Source organism: Chitinophaga sp. 30R24, assembly GCF_049056765.1.
GTDB lineage: Bacteria > Bacteroidota > Bacteroidia > Chitinophagales > Chitinophagaceae > Chitinophaga.
In genome coordinates this window covers 23,413-39,205 of sequence record NZ_JBJGXX010000009.1, presented here as the reverse complement: position 1 = coordinate 39,205, position 15,793 = coordinate 23,413, and the positions used below count along the sequence as shown (strand labels likewise).

The 15,793-nt window shown below is 45.4% G+C and carries 17 protein-coding genes; 4 read left to right on the top strand and 13 right to left on the bottom strand.

Annotation, left to right across the window (positions count from 1 at the left end; translation table 11 throughout):
• Positions 1-20: 20 nt before the first annotated feature.
• A complete protein-coding gene (gyrA, locus tag ACDQ55_RS16810) occupies positions 21-2,615 on the bottom strand; it encodes a DNA gyrase subunit A (protein ID WP_420982615.1) in 2,595 nt (864 codons plus the stop codon).
• Positions 2,616-3,042: 427 nt separating this feature from the next.
• Between gyrA and ACDQ55_RS16805 the strand changes: the two genes are divergently transcribed.
• On the top strand, positions 3,043-4,368 hold the full coding sequence (locus ACDQ55_RS16805; RefSeq protein WP_420982614.1) for a saccharopine dehydrogenase C-terminal domain-containing protein: 1,326 nt from the start codon (positions 3,043-3,045) through the stop codon (positions 4,366-4,368).
• Positions 4,369-4,380: 12 nt separating this feature from the next.
• Here the strand turns inward: ACDQ55_RS16805 and ACDQ55_RS16800 are convergent, their stop codons facing one another.
• The 6 genes from ACDQ55_RS16800 to pdhA all read right to left on the bottom strand — a co-directional run bounded on the left by ACDQ55_RS16800 (position 4,381) and on the right by pdhA (position 8,724).
• The gene (locus tag ACDQ55_RS16800) at positions 4,381-5,061 is read right to left on the bottom strand and encodes an SIR2 family NAD-dependent protein deacylase (protein ID WP_420982613.1); all 681 of its coding nucleotides are present in this window, start codon (positions 5,059-5,061) and stop codon (positions 4,381-4,383) included.
• Positions 5,062-5,129: 68 nt separating this feature from the next.
• Positions 5,130-5,540: an EVE domain-containing protein gene (locus ACDQ55_RS16795; RefSeq protein WP_420982612.1), complete on the bottom strand. Its 411-nt coding sequence runs from the start codon at positions 5,538-5,540 to the stop codon at positions 5,130-5,132.
• 35 nt (positions 5,541-5,575) lie between these two features.
• A complete protein-coding gene (locus tag ACDQ55_RS16790) occupies positions 5,576-6,295 on the bottom strand; it encodes a (Fe-S)-binding protein (protein WP_420982611.1) in 720 nt (239 codons plus the stop codon).
• A gap of 20 nt (positions 6,296-6,315) precedes the next feature.
• Positions 6,316-6,816 (bottom strand): 6,7-dimethyl-8-ribityllumazine synthase, encoded by a 501-nt coding sequence (ribH, locus tag ACDQ55_RS16785; protein WP_420982610.1) that lies wholly within the window; start codon positions 6,814-6,816, stop codon positions 6,316-6,318.
• An 81-nt stretch (positions 6,817-6,897) separates the two neighbouring features.
• Positions 6,898-7,596, bottom strand: coding sequence for a tetratricopeptide repeat protein (locus ACDQ55_RS16780; protein WP_420982609.1), 699 nt, complete (start codon positions 7,594-7,596; stop codon positions 6,898-6,900).
• Positions 7,597-7,731: 135 nt separating this feature from the next.
• The gene (gene pdhA, locus ACDQ55_RS16775) at positions 7,732-8,724 is read right to left on the bottom strand and encodes a pyruvate dehydrogenase (acetyl-transferring) E1 component subunit alpha (protein ID WP_420982608.1); all 993 of its coding nucleotides are present in this window, start codon (positions 8,722-8,724) and stop codon (positions 7,732-7,734) included.
• 228 nt (positions 8,725-8,952) lie between these two features.
• Here pdhA and recF point away from each other — a divergent pair, with 228 nt between their 5' ends.
• Both recF and ACDQ55_RS16765 read left to right on the top strand, forming a co-directional pair.
• Positions 8,953-10,035, top strand: coding sequence for a DNA replication/repair protein RecF (gene recF / locus ACDQ55_RS16770; RefSeq protein ID WP_420982607.1), 1,083 nt, complete (start codon positions 8,953-8,955; stop codon positions 10,033-10,035).
• 61 nt (positions 10,036-10,096) lie between these two features.
• Positions 10,097-10,384, top strand: coding sequence for a DUF721 domain-containing protein (locus ACDQ55_RS16765; protein ID WP_420982606.1), 288 nt, complete (start codon positions 10,097-10,099; stop codon positions 10,382-10,384).
• 5 nt (positions 10,385-10,389) lie between these two features.
• Here ACDQ55_RS16765 and ACDQ55_RS16760 read toward each other — a convergent pair whose 3' ends face one another.
• From ACDQ55_RS16760 to ACDQ55_RS16735, 6 genes are all read right to left on the bottom strand, one after another.
• Positions 10,390-10,896, bottom strand: coding sequence for a DUF4252 domain-containing protein (locus tag ACDQ55_RS16760; protein WP_420982605.1), 507 nt, complete (start codon positions 10,894-10,896; stop codon positions 10,390-10,392).
• A 12-nt stretch (positions 10,897-10,908) separates the two neighbouring features.
• On the bottom strand, positions 10,909-11,430 hold the full coding sequence (locus ACDQ55_RS16755; RefSeq protein WP_420982604.1) for a DUF4252 domain-containing protein: 522 nt from the start codon (positions 11,428-11,430) through the stop codon (positions 10,909-10,911).
• A gap of 35 nt (positions 11,431-11,465) precedes the next feature.
• Positions 11,466-11,957, bottom strand: a complete 492-nt coding sequence (locus tag ACDQ55_RS16750) for a hypothetical protein (RefSeq protein WP_420982603.1) — start codon at positions 11,955-11,957, stop codon at positions 11,466-11,468.
• Positions 11,947-12,462, bottom strand: a complete 516-nt coding sequence (locus tag ACDQ55_RS16745) for an RNA polymerase sigma factor (protein ID WP_420982602.1) — start codon at positions 12,460-12,462, stop codon at positions 11,947-11,949. Before ACDQ55_RS16745 ends, ACDQ55_RS16750 begins: the two co-directional genes overlap by 11 nt.
• A gap of 105 nt (positions 12,463-12,567) precedes the next feature.
• The gene (locus ACDQ55_RS16740) at positions 12,568-13,620 is read right to left on the bottom strand and encodes an ABC transporter permease (protein ID WP_420982601.1); all 1,053 of its coding nucleotides are present in this window, start codon (positions 13,618-13,620) and stop codon (positions 12,568-12,570) included.
• A 47-nt stretch (positions 13,621-13,667) separates the two neighbouring features.
• Positions 13,668-14,750 carry a BT_3928 family protein gene (locus ACDQ55_RS16735; RefSeq protein WP_420982600.1) on the bottom strand — a complete coding sequence of 361 codons (1,083 nt, stop codon included), beginning with the start codon at positions 14,748-14,750 and terminating at the stop codon, positions 13,668-13,670.
• A 165-nt stretch (positions 14,751-14,915) separates the two neighbouring features.
• Here ACDQ55_RS16735 and folP point away from each other — a divergent pair, with 165 nt between their 5' ends.
• Positions 14,916-15,776, top strand: coding sequence for a dihydropteroate synthase (gene folP / locus ACDQ55_RS16730; protein ID WP_420982599.1), 861 nt, complete (start codon positions 14,916-14,918; stop codon positions 15,774-15,776).
• Positions 15,777-15,793 lie beyond the last annotated feature (17 nt).

Below are 15,793 nucleotides of genomic sequence, written 5' to 3'. Positions count from 1 at the left end.
GCTACCTGTTTTAAAGTTAATTATTCTTCGTTGTTTGCCGGTTCACCGTTGTTATCTTCCGGTGTTTCTTCATTTTCTGCGGAAGTATTGGCATCTGCTACAGTAGTTGTTTCGCTACCTTCCATAACTTCCTCTTCCTGATTGTCTTCTTCCTGTTCATCTAAACGGGCTACAGCGGCAATTTCATCGTTATTATCCAGGCGGATCAGGCGTACGCCTTGCGTAGCGCGGCCAGCTTCACGGATATCGGCAACTGCCATCCGGATGGTGATACCAGACTTACAGGTGATCATCAGGTCGTGCTTTTCTGTTACATCCAGCACGGCAATCAGGTTACCTGTTTTCTCTGTGATATTAATTGTTTTTACGCCTTTACCACCGCGGTTGGTGATACGGTATTCTTCGATGTTGGTACGTTTACCGAAACCTTTTTCAGAAACCACCAGGATGGTTTTCTGTTCATCTTCCTTACTTACGCAAACCATACCTACCACTTCATCATTTTCGCTATCCACTTCGATTCCCCTCACGCCGATGGCGCCACGACCGGTATCACGTACGGTCGCTTCCGGGAACCTGATAGCGCGTCCGCTCTGGATGGCCATCATGATCTGGCTGTCTCCATCTGTGAGTTTAGCTTCCAGCAACTCATCGCCTTCGTTGATAGTAATAGCGTTTACACCATTCTGACGTGGGCGGGAGAATTCTTCCACCATTGTCTTCTTGATAATACCCTTTTTGGTGCAGAGTACAATATAGTGATTGTTGATGTAGTCTTTATCGCTCAGGTCCTTGATATCAATAATGGCGCGGATTTTATCATCCGACGGCAATTGGATCATATTTTGGATAGCGCGGCCTTTACCACTCTTTTCTCCATCTGGGATTTCGTATACTTTGAGCCAGTAGCAACGTCCTTTTTCCGTAAAGAACAGCATGGTGTGGTGGGTAGAAGCAACGAACAAATGTTCTATATAATCCTCATCCCTTGTTCTGCCGCCCATAGCGCCACGGCCACCGCGTTTCTGCTGGCGGTAGTCGTAGGCAGAAGTACGTTTGATATATCCCAGGTGGGAGATGGTGATCACCACATCTTCTTCTGCGATAATATCTTCGATCCTCATTTCACTGGCCAGGTACTGAATTTCAGTTTTACGCTCGTCACCAAATCTCTTCTTCACTTCTTCCAGTTCCTCGCGGATAATCTTCATCCGCAGGGCTTCATCGCTCAGTACTTCTTTCAGGTAAGCGATCAGTTTCATGATATCGTCGTATTCTGCACGGATCTTATCACGCTCCATACCGGTGAGGCGTTGTAAACGCAGCTCCAGGATAGCTTTTGCCTGGACTTCAGACAGTCCGAATTCGCTCATGAGGCCATCCTTGGCTACTTCAGGCGTATTGGCCGCACGGATCAGGGCAATTACCTGGTCCAGGTGGTCTAGCGCAATGAGATAACCGGCGAGGATATGCGCTTTTTCTTCTGCTTTACGCAGGTCAAAGCGGGTTCTTCTCACCACTACTTCATGACGGAAATCGATGAACTCTGCAATCATATCCTTCAGGTTCAGGATACGTGGGCGGCCTTTTACCAGGGCCACGTTATTGATACCATAAGAAGTTTGCAGTTCAGAATATTTAAATAACTGGTTGATGATCACGCTGGAAATGGCTTCCCTTTTGAGATCGATCACCAGGCGCATCCCCTCACGGTCGCTTTCATCGCGCACGTCAGAGATGCCTTCAATAATTTTATCGTTTACCAGCTGGGCAATTTTCTGGTGTAGCACCGCCTTGTTGATCTGATAAGGCAACTCATAGATCACCAGCTTTTCTCGTCCGTTTTTAGCCGTTTCTGAGGTAATTTTACCCCTTACCACTACTCTGCCCCTGCCGGTTTCAAAACCCTGTTTTACGCCTTCAAAACCATAAATAATACCCCCTGTTGGAAAATCGGGTGCTTTTACATGTTTGATGAGGTCTTCTACAGTAATGTCTTTGTTTTCTATATAGGCGATACAACCGTCTACCACCTCGCTGAGGTTATGGGGCATAATGTTGGTAGCCATCCCTACGGCGATACCGGATGCGCCGTTCACTAGCAGGTTAGGAATACGTGTAGGCAGTACAGTAGGTTCTTCGAGCGTATCGTCAAAGTTGTTGCTGAAATCTACCGTTTCCTTCTCAATGTCTTCCAGCATGGCTTCCGCGATCTTCTGCAGGCGGATTTCGGTGTAACGCATGGCTGCCGGCATATCGCCGTCTACCGAGCCGAAGTTACCCTGCCCGTCCACCATCGGATAGCGCATGCTCCAGGGCTGGGCCAAACGTACAATGGTATCGTAAATGGAAGCATCACCGTGGGGGTGATATTTACCCATTACTTCACCAACAACACGCGCAGATTTCTTGTAGGGCTTGTTGCTGGTGTTGCCGAGTTCGTTCATACCGAACAAAACACGGCGATGTACCGGCTTCAAACCATCCCGTACATCGGGTAAAGCACGACCAACGATCACAGACATAGAATAATCTATGTAGGCCGTTTTCATTTGCTCCTCGATGTTAATCTGGACGACTCTCCCTTCCTGTGGATTTTCCGTATGCTCTGTCATTTTGTGTATTGATTTACAGTTTTTTCTGCTCAAAACAGATAAAGGCAAATATAGCCATTTCAGCCCTTATTCTGGCCTAAAAATCCATAAATGTGAAAAAAAGGACCATAGAGATTAACGGTTATATGGCAATATCGATATATGATTCAAATGCACTATGAATGACAACTATTTATATGATCAGAATGTTATGAAAAAATAGCCCGGCTGATTTTTAATGAATCTGCTATATATTACAACTATATCATATAATACTAAATGAACATTGGCAAAGTATATTTGTCTATAAATAACTGATAATCAATATTTCGAATCAACGGAAAACATATATATAATCTGAATAAATCCGAATTCACTGTAGAATTCGAACATTAGTATCAAAAGTGCTGTTATTCCCCTGATTCTTAATCACTTTTCTAACAAAACTATGAAGAACATACTGTTGTTTGGCGCCGGTAAATCGGCCACCAGTCTGATCGACTACCTCTTAACAAATGCACCAAAACAAAAGTGGCATATTACGGTGGCCGACCATGACATGTCCCTGATCAAGTCCAAAACAGGAAAATCATATTACGCTACCCCGGAAGCCCTGGATATTAAAGACGATACCGCCAGACAAGCGCTGATCCAGGCTACAGATCTTGTTATATCCCTGCTTCCCCCTTCTTTGCATATACTGGTAGCCCGCGACTGCCTCGCTGCCAAAAAAAATCTGCTCACCGCCTCTTATATAGATCCGGAGGTACGCGCCCTGGAAAACGAAATCGCCCAGGCTGGCTTACTCTTTATGTATGAAATGGGACTGGACCCCGGCATCGATCATATGTCGGCCATGAAACTCATTCATTCCATTGAGAAAAAAGGCGGGCAAATATTTTCTTTTAAATCCTATTGCGGCGGCCTGATCTCACCAGACAGCAACGACAATCCCTGGCAATACAAAGTGTCTTGGAATGCCCACAATATTGTAATGGCTGGCGCTTCCGGCGCTACTTACAAGGAAAAAGGGAAGGTGAAAGAATTAACGCACGAGCACTTGTTTGATCATACCAAAACCATTCAGGTACCCGGACTAGGCAAACTGGCTTTTTATCCTAACCGGGACTCTCTCGGCTATATGGAAGCCTATAAGCTCGGCGACCTGGCTACTTTTATGCGCGCTACCCTGCGTTACCCCGACTTCTGCGAAGGCTGGAACGCTGTTATCAAACTGGGCCTCACCGATGATCATCATAAATTTGCTACAAATGACCTTACTTATACTAACTGGGCTTCCCACCTCGTTAGTGATACCTCATCAGGTAATTCCGAAGAAAACCTGGCACAATTCCTTGGCGTTAGCGCAAAATCAAAAGTGATCCGGCAACTGAAATTCCTTGGGCTGTTAAGTAACGATACCATCAATCTGGGAGAGCAAACCAATGCAGGCATCTTACAATGCCTAGTAGAGAATAAATTGAAAATGGAGCCTGCAGATAAGGATATGATCGTAATGATGCATGAAATAGAATTCGAGCGCCGCAACATGGCTACCAGGATGCATAGCTACATGATCAGCCAGGGAGAAGACAACATACATACCGCTATGGCCAAAACAGTAGGCCTGCCGCTAGGCATACTCGCCAAAATGATATTACAGGATAAGGTAACACTCACCGGCCTGCAAATACCTGTAATGCCGGAAATATACAATCCAGTATTAAAAGAATTGGAAGACTACGATATCCGGTTTGAGGAAAGCTTTGAATAGTAAAATAATTGTCTATAACAGCATGCCCAACAGCTCTTCCACACCGACAGTAGCTGGCTTTTCTATGCGAATCTGATTGGGCTGCTGTGCTACGGGAGGTATTTTCTGGTCGATGATATAAACCGGCACCTGCGAAGGCACATATTCCAATAAGCTGGCAGCCGGATATACCTGCAGGGAGGTTCCGATGATCACAAAGATATCAGCTTCCAATACCTCCGCTACTGCCTGTTCTATCATAGGCACTGCCTCTCCAAACCAAACAATATGCGGGCGTAGTTGTCCGCCATCTTCCGCCAGGTCGCCCATCTTAATATCTTCATAAATATCATAGATCAGCGTTTCATCTGTTACACTGCGCATCTTAAAGATCTCTCCGTGCAGGTGCAATACCTGGGAAGAACCACCGCGTTCGTGCAAATCGTCTATATTCTGCGTCACAATACGCACATCATATTTTTCTTCCAGTTTTGCCAATCCGGTATGCGCAGCATTGGGTTGGGCCGATTTTACATCCTTACGGCGGGCATTATAAAAATCCTGTACTAGTACAGGGTCTTTTGCCCAACCTTGTGGGGAAGCTACTTCATACACATCATATCCTTCCCACAGCCCATTTGTGTCGCGATAGGTCCGGAGGCCACTTTCGGCGCTGATGCCGGCTCCGGTCAGCACCACCAATCTTGGTTTCATTCTTTTTCGTTTACAGGTGAGGGTTGGGTAGAGGTCTTTAATATTCTATGTCACAAGCGCAACAGCTATTATTTCATACCGCCCATCTCCATGATCACCTCAAACTCCTCCGGCATTACAGCGCATACCGACAAGCGGCCTTGCCGTATCAGCGATAAGTTTGCCAGTTGTTTTTCGGCTTTCATCTGCGCCAGGGTTACCGGTTGTTTGAAGGGTTTCAACGGTTTGAGATCTACCACTACCCAATTCGCGTCTGGTGTGGTAGGATCTTGGTAAAACTCCTTTGCTACAGTAGCCAAACCTACTACTGCCAGTCCTTCGTTGCTGTGGTAAAACAATACCTGGTCACCTTTTTTCATGGCTTTCAGGTTATTGCGCGCCTGGTAGTTGCGTACGCCATCCCAGAAGGTAACTTTATCTTTTACAAACTGTTCCCAGGAATATTTAAACGGCTCAGACTTCACCAGCCAATAGTTCATATGCAATAAAATTTTCAGATTTATATGGGTGTGTATTACCAACCGCTGGCCAGTACATCGGCGATGTGCATTACTTTAATGTTGTTGCCATGTTTGCGGATATATCCATCCAGATGCATCAGGCAGGAAAGATCGGTAGAGATGAGGTAATCGGCACCGCTATGAAGCGCATTGTGTACCTTTTGTTCGCCCATACCAACAGAGATCGGCTCAAACTTTACCGCGAAAGTGCCGCCAAAACCGCAACAAACTTCGCTATCGTTCATCTCTTTCAACTCCAGTCCTTTTACATTTTCCAGCAGTTTGCGGGGACCTTGTTTAATACCGCATTCCCGCAGTGCGCCACAGGCATCATGATAAGTACCTACCCCATTGAGGGTAGCGCCCAGGTCGGTTACATGGAGTACTTCGGTGAGGAATTCCGTAAACTCATAAAGATTTCTCTTCAGTTGTTTTACGTCGTTATGTGCAGCAGAATTATCGAATAATTTACCGTAATAATTACGTACAAAGCCCGTACAGGAGCCGCTGGGAGCAACGATGTAATCGTATGTTTTAAAGTCTTTGATAAACTTGGTGGCAACGGTACGGCATTCATCCTGGTAGCCGGCATTATAGGCTGGCTGACCGCAGCAGGTTTGCTCCGTGTTATACATCACATTACAGCCTAGTTTTTCCAGTACTTTCACCATATTGAAGGCGGTTTCCGGAAAAAACTGGTCTACAAAACACGGTATAAATAACTGTACATTCATCTTTAATATTTTTTACCTGCTTATTTCCTGGCCAGGTCCCGTTGCAGTGCGATCATTTTCAATGCGGTGATCGCAGCTTCTTCTCCCTTATGGCCATGCGCCCCGCCTAATCTGTCGAGCGCCTGCTGTTCATTATCTACTGTAAGAATTCCAAATATAACAGGAATGGGTAATTGAAGGTTCAATTGAAGGATACCTTCCGTTACTGCTTTACATACATAATCGAAATGTGGTGTTTCGCCACGGATTACACAACCGAAAGCAATAATAGCGCCAGGCTGTTTACCGCTGCCTTTAGTAGCTTCCCAGTATTGTTTACAGGCATATGGCAATTCGAAAGCGCCAGGTACGATGACCTTCTCTATTTTAGCTGCTTTATACTGGTGCAGGGTGTTATCACAACCGGCAACCAGTTCATTTACGATGGCGTCATTCCATTCGGTATATACCATAACAACACTGGCATCCTCCAAGTTGAGAATGCCAGCATCGTTTAACAAGCTTTTATTGTGCTCGGACATATTTTTAGCTTTTAGGAGTTAGCGGCTAGTAGCTGATAGCTATTAGCAGCCAGCCACTAATAGCTATCAGCTGAACCAAGCTTAATTTCTTACTTCACCCAGTCTTGCCAGGTACTTATCCATTTCACGACCTTCGCCGGTCAGTGGGAATTTTTCTTTGATTTCTTTATAGATAGCGATTGCTTCCTGGGATTTACCTGCTTTTTCCAGGGCCATACCGGCACGGAACAGGTATACAGGAGCAGTCAGCTCATTATCATTATAGTGGCCTGCTTTCTTGTAGAAGTCTATACCTTCTTCAGTTTTGTTCAGTTCCATATAAGCATCGCCGATCAGGCCATAAGCAGTAGGCTGCAGTAACAGGTCGTTAGCGCCGAAAGATTTCAACATATCGATACCTTTCTGGAATTCACCCAGGCGGATATAGCAGATACCAGCGCTATATTTAGCCAGGTTACCAGCTTTAGTGCTGCCATATTTACCGGCCACCTGTAAGAAACCATAATTATTACCATCACCATTAAGTGCCAGCTTGAATGAATCTACTGCGAAGTAGTTTTGGGCATGGAATACCATTTCCTGTGCTTTCTTTTCATTCGGTTGCTTTACAAACTGGTTATAGGCGAAGAAACCGCCTACCACTACTACTACAGCTAATACTGCAATAGTAATAACATTCTTGTTTTTATAGAAGAAGTCTTCTGCTTTATGCAGGGATTTCTCCAGATTAAAATCTTTCGTAGGTTGAGGCACCGGGGCTTTATCTTTAGTTTCTGCCATTGTAAGGTGTAATTGTGATTACTTGATAATGATAATAAAATTAGAAATCAGCAGTTAGCTGATTAGCCTTTAGCCGATACAACATCAAAACGCTGTATTGGCTAAAGGCTATAAGCAGCTGACAGCTAAAATACTTTAGTCAACGATAAACGGATAATCTTCCTGAGTGTACACATCTTTCAGCAGCTCATCATCGCTAGGCCATGGTGATTCTTCTGCAAATGTTACACATTCTTCAACTTCAGTTTTTACACGTTCGTTGATCGCCTCAATTTCTTCTTCTGTTGCCCATTTATTTTTCTGAATTACCTTCAGTACTTCGCTGATAGGATCTTTTTCTTTGTACTCTTCAAGCTCTTCTTTGGTACGGTATTTAGCCGGATCGCTCATAGAGTGGCCGCGGTAACGGTAAGTTTTAATTTCCAGGAGGGTAGGTCCACCGTTTTCACGGGCGCGTTTTACCGCTCTTTCAATGCCATCGTGTACGGCTTCGCAGCTCATACCATCGATAGAATCTGCCGGCATTTCATAAGCGTCTGCAAGCTTGTAGATATCCAGTACGTTAGAAGTACGTTCTACTGAAGTACCCATTGCATACATGTTATTTTCGCATATGAAGATGACAGGCAACTTCCAGGTCATAGCCATGTTGAAAGTTTCATGCAAGATACCCTGACGGGCAGCGCCATCACCAAAGAAGCACAACACTACGTTGTCCGTTCCTTTGTATTGTTCTGCAAATGCCAGTCCCGCACCTGTACCAATCTGCGCACCAACGATACCATGACCTCCGAAGAAACCGTGTTCCTTGGAGAAAAAGTGCATACTGCCTCCCTTTCCTTTCGAGCATCCGGTTGCCTTTCCATACAGTTCTGCCATACAAGCCTTCGCGGAAATTCCTTTTGCAATAGCCAGCGCATGATCACGGTAAGCAGTGATAAATTTATCCTCCGGCTTGGTAGCTGTAATCGCACCAGCAGCAATTGCTTCTTGTCCTATGTACAAATGACAAAAACCACGGATTTTTTGCATCCCGTACAATTGGCCTGTCTTTTCTTCAAAGCGGCGCAGCAAAAGCATCAATTCATACCAGTACAGATATGTCTCTTTGGTGAATTTCGTCTTCACGTCTGTTTTAGTTTGCACTCTTTCTAAATTTGTTCGCAAATATAACAGGAAAATCGTAAAATATAAATATCAATTCCAATTCCCATTAAATTATGCAATTTCATCAATTTCAAACAGTTTTGCATTTAATTGCACTTAAATCTCACGGAAGTTCCGATTAGTGCGGATCTTTATCGCTTATAAAGTCGGTAAATTTCGCATATTATTAATTACGCATAACTTTTTTCCTTGCTGTCTATTCATAAAATATCACTCGTTCAGTTCAAAAACTACCGGCAGGCGGCCTTTACTTTCGAAAAAAAGATGATAGGAATTACCGGCAGGAATGGCGCAGGCAAAACCAACCTGCTGGATGCCATCTACTACCTGTGCTTTACCCGTAGCTATTTTACCAGTACTGAAAGTCAGAATACCCAATACCAAACCAATGGCTTCCGGCTGGAAGGGTTGTTAGACAAAAACGGGCAACGCGAAAAAATTGTTTGCACCCTTAAAGACGGCAAAAAAGAGATCAGCCTTAATGAAGAAAAATACGACCGGTTTTCACGCCATATAGGCCAATTCCCAGCCGTGATGATTGCCCCTGACGATGCAGACATTATCCTGGGCGGCAGTGAGGAAAGGCGCAAATGGCTAGACAGCCTCCTATCCCAACTTTATCCCGACTACCTCGACCACCTAATCGCCTACCAAAAAATATTACAACAGCGAAATAGCCTGCTCAAAAACATGACTGGCACCGGGCAAAACCAGGATAGCCTGCTAGACATATTTGACCTACAATTGGTGGTGCACGGCGTACCCGTGTTTGAAACCCGGCGAACGTTCCTGCAAACCTTTATTCCGCAGGTACAACGGCTATACAATTATATTTCCGGCACCCATGAAGCGGTTGATATACAATATGTGTCGACCCTTGCGGAAATCCCTTTCGCCTCCCAGCTGCTACAAGCCCGGTACCGCGACATGCAGGTACAGCGCACTACTACCGGCATACATCGCGACGACCTCCTGTTTTTGTTGGATGAGCACCCGATGAAGACCAATGCTTCCCAGGGGCAACGCAAAAGCTTCCTGTTCGCCCTCAAACTCGCCCAGTTTGAAATAATCCGCCAACATAAAAATTACCCCCCATTACTATTGCTCGACGATGTTTTCGAAAAGCTGGACCAGGAAAGGGTTACCCGCCTGATTGCCCTCGTAAGCAGCGATAACTACGGACAAGTATTTATCACTGATACCCATGCCGACCGCCTGCAACAGGCATTTGCCGGGAACCAGGCATTACAGCTATTAACGATTACCGGTTAGCCACTAGCTGTTAGTAGCTAACCAGTATCACTTTTTCCTGTTTTTTTCCTAGCTTCGCACCATGCGCCACGGAACCACGAATATAGGAGATGCCCTCCGGGATTTTTTGAACAAGAGCAGGATGAAGCCCCGTCTTACAGAGGTGCGTATCCAAGAAAACTGGGAGCAACTGATGGGCAAAACGATAGCCCGCTATACACAAAGCGTACAGCTCATCGATCATAAACTGATCGTTACTACTACAGTAGCTCCATTAAAACAAGAATTAACTTACTCTAAAGACAAGATCATCAAACTCGTAAATGAAATGCTGGGAGAAAACATGGTAAGGGAAGTGATGATCCAATAGGATGGTTAGTTAGCGGCAAACTGCTGTATCAGGCTATTCACATCAGCCATTTTGAGGGACGTTTGCAAGTTTACTATCACAAATTGTTTATCGTCCTGTATTAGTAGTACCACATTTCCCAATTCATCGTCTGTACCTTTGTTCAATACATGTACCAGGCTGTTCTTTTCTCTTACCTCCATCAGCAAATCGAAGTGATCGTTGCGCTGCAGGTTACTTTTCAGATCGGCAATATCATCGTAGTTAACAGTATCACCGTTAATGTTAGTGATGGTATACATTTTCAGCCGCTTCACATGCTTAAGCGCATGGCTAACCGCTTTACTATCAGCATCTTCTTTATCAAACGAGATATACCAACTGGCAAATCTCATAGGGAAAGAACCCAGCGACAAAGTATGTGTTTCCGCACTCCGGTACTTGTTCCGGAATGCCCGTAAACTTTTTTCCTGTGCAACAGCCGTTGACGTAGCGAGCGTCAGGCAACAGGTGGCAATAAGGAATGCTTTCATGGAAATCATTTTTTATTTTTTTCTCACGTTTTTGAGTTTATCCATTCCCTGGATATTAACCGCACCTGCGATCTGGGAAATCTCATTGAGGTCAATATCTCCTACAAGGCTCATTGCCAAAAATTCGTCTGAGCCGCCTACAAGCATCACCAACTCATTGATATTACCTTTTCCGTTTTCTTTCACCAGAAATTTCAAATCGCTGTTTTTATCCCTTACGGTCATCAGCTCTTCAAAATCGCCACCCAGGAAAGCGGCGGCCTCCCGGTACAAGCGGGGCCCTTCTTTGGTACCATCCTTAGTAAGGATCTTCAATCCCTTCAGCCGCTGCACTACCTTCATCAGATTTTTGGCATCCGGATCTCCGGGGTCTAGCTTAGCAAACATACTGAACATTTTAGGCGTAATACTGATCAGCGTGAAGCTCCGGTCATTTTCGTACTTCTGGAAAAAGCGGTCGATAAGGCTCCCCTGTTGCGCCGACAGGTGGAAACTGGCAAAAACCGCTACCAGTAATAAAATACATCGTTTCATCTTTTGTTAATTTATATCAGGTTTTAAAATGGCGTTCAATTTTCCTTTCCTTCCACCAGTGCAGCGGCATCGTTGAAGTAAGACAACTTCTGCATGCCGGTGGTGCCTTTGTTCAGGTTTTTGGCCAGCAGTTGCAAGGCCTTTTTAGTTTCATCGAATGCTTTCTGCGGATCATTCATATTTTGCTGTTGCATCATCTGCGCTACTTCCTGTTGGCGGCGATCCTGCTGTTTCAGCGCATAAACAATTCCCACTGCTGTCAGCAACACTGCTGCATACTTCATCCAATGGTGCCAGGGCGATAGCTTCACTACCTTTCCGGGGGTAGCCGGCGCCATAGCTGGCAACTCCCAAACCTTAGCCGCTTCCTGGCCGAAATACTGGAATAAAGGAGCCGCTTCCTGTAAAGCTGCAGGCAGATCCGGAGGGAGGACACGAAAGAATTCACGCAAGGCATCTTCTTCCTCCAAAGAGGTATCTCCTTCCCAATATTTTTCCAACAATGCATAGATCCTGTTATAATCCATATACCTGCTGATTTTGTAGTTTTTCCCGTACCGTTTTGCGGGCACGGTGCAAATTCACTTTTACCTCATTCATATCTATCTCCAGAATATCTGCGATTTCCTGGTAGGAATGCCCGTCTATATCCCGCAATTGCAGGATGGTGCGGTGCTTTTCCGGTAAGCTGTTGATTGCCCGATGTACCTTCTTCATCACATCCTGCTGTTCCATCATCATGTGCGGATTTTGCTGTGATACCTCGGGCAACTCCCCCGCCCTATCCAGCTCATCGGCGATACGGTATTTCTTTGACTTTAATTTATCCAATGCCAGATTACGGGTGATCCGCATACACCAGGCCTCCATATTCTGTAACTCCGTCATTTTATCCTGCATGCCCCATACCTTCATTAGCACATCCTGGGTAATATCCTGGGCATCTTCCTCGTTGCCCAACAGGCGAAATGCAAAGCGGTACAGCTTTTGCCTGACTGGAACTACCTGAGTAAGATACCTATCTAAAGACATATGGAATGATACGTTTTGAAAAGAAGACGACTGTATGCAGCAGATGTTACAAAAAAGTTTGACTTTTTTATAAAGTAACGGGACAGCTTTTATAGCCAGCCGCGCTTACAGCTTAATCCTGGGGTCTATCCATGTATAGATTAGGTCGGCCAGGATATTCACTATCACGAAGATGCCGGCAGTAAATAATATAGCGCCCATCACAACGGGGAAATCAAATTTGTCTAAGGCGTCTACCGTGATTTTACCGATTCCTTTCCAACCAAAGATATATTCCACGAAGAAGGCGCCGGCCAACAGTTCGGCAAACCAGCCGGTGATAGCAGTAATAACAGGATTGAGGGCATTAGGCAGTGCATGTTGCAAAACTACCCTGCTTTTAGGGAGCCCTTTGGCGTAGGCGGTGCGGATAAAATCCTGGTGCAGTGCATCTAGCATGGCACTGCGGGTAAGCTGCACAATAATAGCGAGTGGGCGGATGCCCAAAGTAATAGCCGGCAATATCAGGTTGCGCAGATTCAATACGCGGCCCCTGAAAGGATCTATATCGAAGAGACTGCCCGTCATGTGCAGGCCGGTGTAGTCGCTGAGTACAAAGCCGAACAGGTAGGCAATAACAATACCCGCAAAAAAGGAAGGCGCCGAAATGCCTACCACACTGGCAAATACAGCACCGGTGTCCATCCAGGTATTTTGTTTTACGGCAGACAATACTCCCAGCGCAATACCGGCAACAGTAGCGAGCAGCATGGCCGCCAAGGCCAGCAGCAAAGTACCGGGCAAAGCCTCAGTGAGTATATCCCATACTGGCTTTTTCCCCTGATAAGAACGGCGCAAATAGGGCGTTTTGAGCAAGAGTAGTTTACCTGCCGGCAAATGGGCTATAGCAAAGTAATGAAAATTGCCCCCCGCTTCCGGTTCGGTATAAACGCCCAGGGGCAACAAATCGTTGAGATAATACAGGAACTGCATCCCTACCGGTTGATCGAGATGCAGTTCTTTTCTTACATTTTCCAGGGAGGCTACGTCTGCCCGCTGCCCCAATGTTAGCCTGGCGGGATCACCGGGTAATACATTGAACAGGAAAAACACCAGTACTACTACTCCCAGTAGTACCAACAGGCCATATCCGGTTTTATGCAGCAGAAAACGAAGCAATATGAATAACTTTTAAGCAATGAACAGAGATCCCTAGTTTTAACCCCTTACGGCATATCATTATAGTGCCACTTTCCTTTGATCGTCCCTTTTTCCAGGAGGATCAGGCAAGGATTACTACGGCCGGCCGTTTTAATAGCCACACCATCCATTTGCACAAAAGGAAACGCCAGACCATGTTCCTGTTTGAAGGCGGCAATTTCATCTTTGGTAGAAGCGGATACGCCATATATTAACACCTGCTGGTCTTTCCATCGCTGTTGCAGCGCTTTCATTTTAGCATCCCAGCCACTACCGGCTTTCTTCACATTCTGCACCAAGAACAGGTATACAGGTTTGGTTTCAGACAAAATAGCTGTTGTTTGATTCACGCCATCGGCATCTGTGAGGATAAAGTCTTTGATGGCCGGTTCAGCGTTACCTTTTTTCACCAGTTTATCTTTACGGTCTATAAACTTCCAGGTGCTGTCTGACCAGGGGTAGTTATCTGCAGAGAACTCTTTTTGCTGACCGTCCTTTTCATAAATGAAGATCATTTCATACACATCTGGCGTAGCTCCCGGCGGCAACTTCATTTTTTCGGGGATATTGTTGCCTACTTTATAGGGCAGACAATCGATAAATGGCAGGTGGCGCAAGGTATACCACTGCACGCCAAAAGCAAAAGCAGCCGACAGTAACAATACCACGCCGGCACCTTTAAATAATGGTTTTATCCGATGGCGGTAGAAGAAGATAACGAGTATCATTACCAGCAGGATCACATCTTTCCAGAAAGTTTGTTCTGCAGACAGTTTGATGCAATCACCGAAGCAGCCACACTCACGGATAGTACCGCTAAACAACGCATAACCGGTAAGGAAAGTAAAGAATATAATCAACAGTAATAATAGCACAGAAAAGATACGCATACGGTAGCCAACGAGTACGGCTACACCTGCAATAATTTCAAACGCATTCATTATAATGGAGAATGCCAGGGAATAGGGAGACAAGAAGGTCAGGTGCAACACTTCAAAAAACTCCTCCATTTTATAACTCAGGCCCAGTGGATCATTAGCCTTGATAAGTCCCGAAAAAATAAATAACACCCCAACGATTATACGTAACAGGTTCAGGATAATCTTCATAAAATAGTTTAATGGTTAAGTATACTTCTAAATTCCTAAATTCGGAAATGATACATTTTCCTGCTTAGATTTGCAGGCAAAATAAAGAATTTCAGGTAAAAGGCCGGAACTATATGATGAATGAGGCGTAAGCCCGCCTGTACACTCACTTTTTAACGCATTCAAATGACAAACCATATCCATCATGCGGCGGCCATACCGCAAATCAACTGCAGAGGACAATTATTATCACTTCATACCCCCGTTGTAATGGGGATTATTAATGCAACAGACGATTCGTTTTATGAAGGCAACCGTATGCATGAGTTGCACCAGGTAATGGCAAAGGCGCAACAGCACCTGGAGGAAGGCGCGGCCATACTGGATCTAGGCGCACAGAGCACACGTCCGGGTGCCGAAGTGGTTGGCCCTGAAGAGGAGATACACCGGCTGCTCCCCTCCATTCATGCTATTCTGAACCGCTATCCTACTGCCATTATCTCTATAGATACCTGGTATGCCAGCGTAGCAGAGAAAGCGGTGCAAGCCGGCGCCTCCATCATCAACGATATTAGCGCCGGCGATATGGACCCTGAAATGATCCCGCTAATAGGGCGTTTACAGGTGCCTTATATCGCCATGCATATGCAGGGTAAACCAGCTACCATGCAGCATAACCCCCAGTACGGCAATGTGGTAACCGAAGTATTGGACTATCTAAAAGAGAAGCTGGCAGTTTGCCGGGCTGCGGGTATCAAAGACTTTATCGCCGATCCCGGATTCGGATTTGGCAAAACGCTGGAGCACAACTATGCGCTAATGAAAGAACTGTCGTTGTTCTCCAGTGTATTGGGAGTACCCGTGCTAACAGGCATCTCCCGGAAATCCATGATCTATAAATTACTTCATACCACTCCAACCGAAGCCTTGAACGGCACAACAGTACTGAATACCATTGCCCTGCTTCATGGCGCCCATATATTAAGGGTACATGATGTAAAAGCTGCTGTGGAAGCGGTACGGATCACAGAGAAACTGAAAGGCTAACTAAATCTTGCTATTTT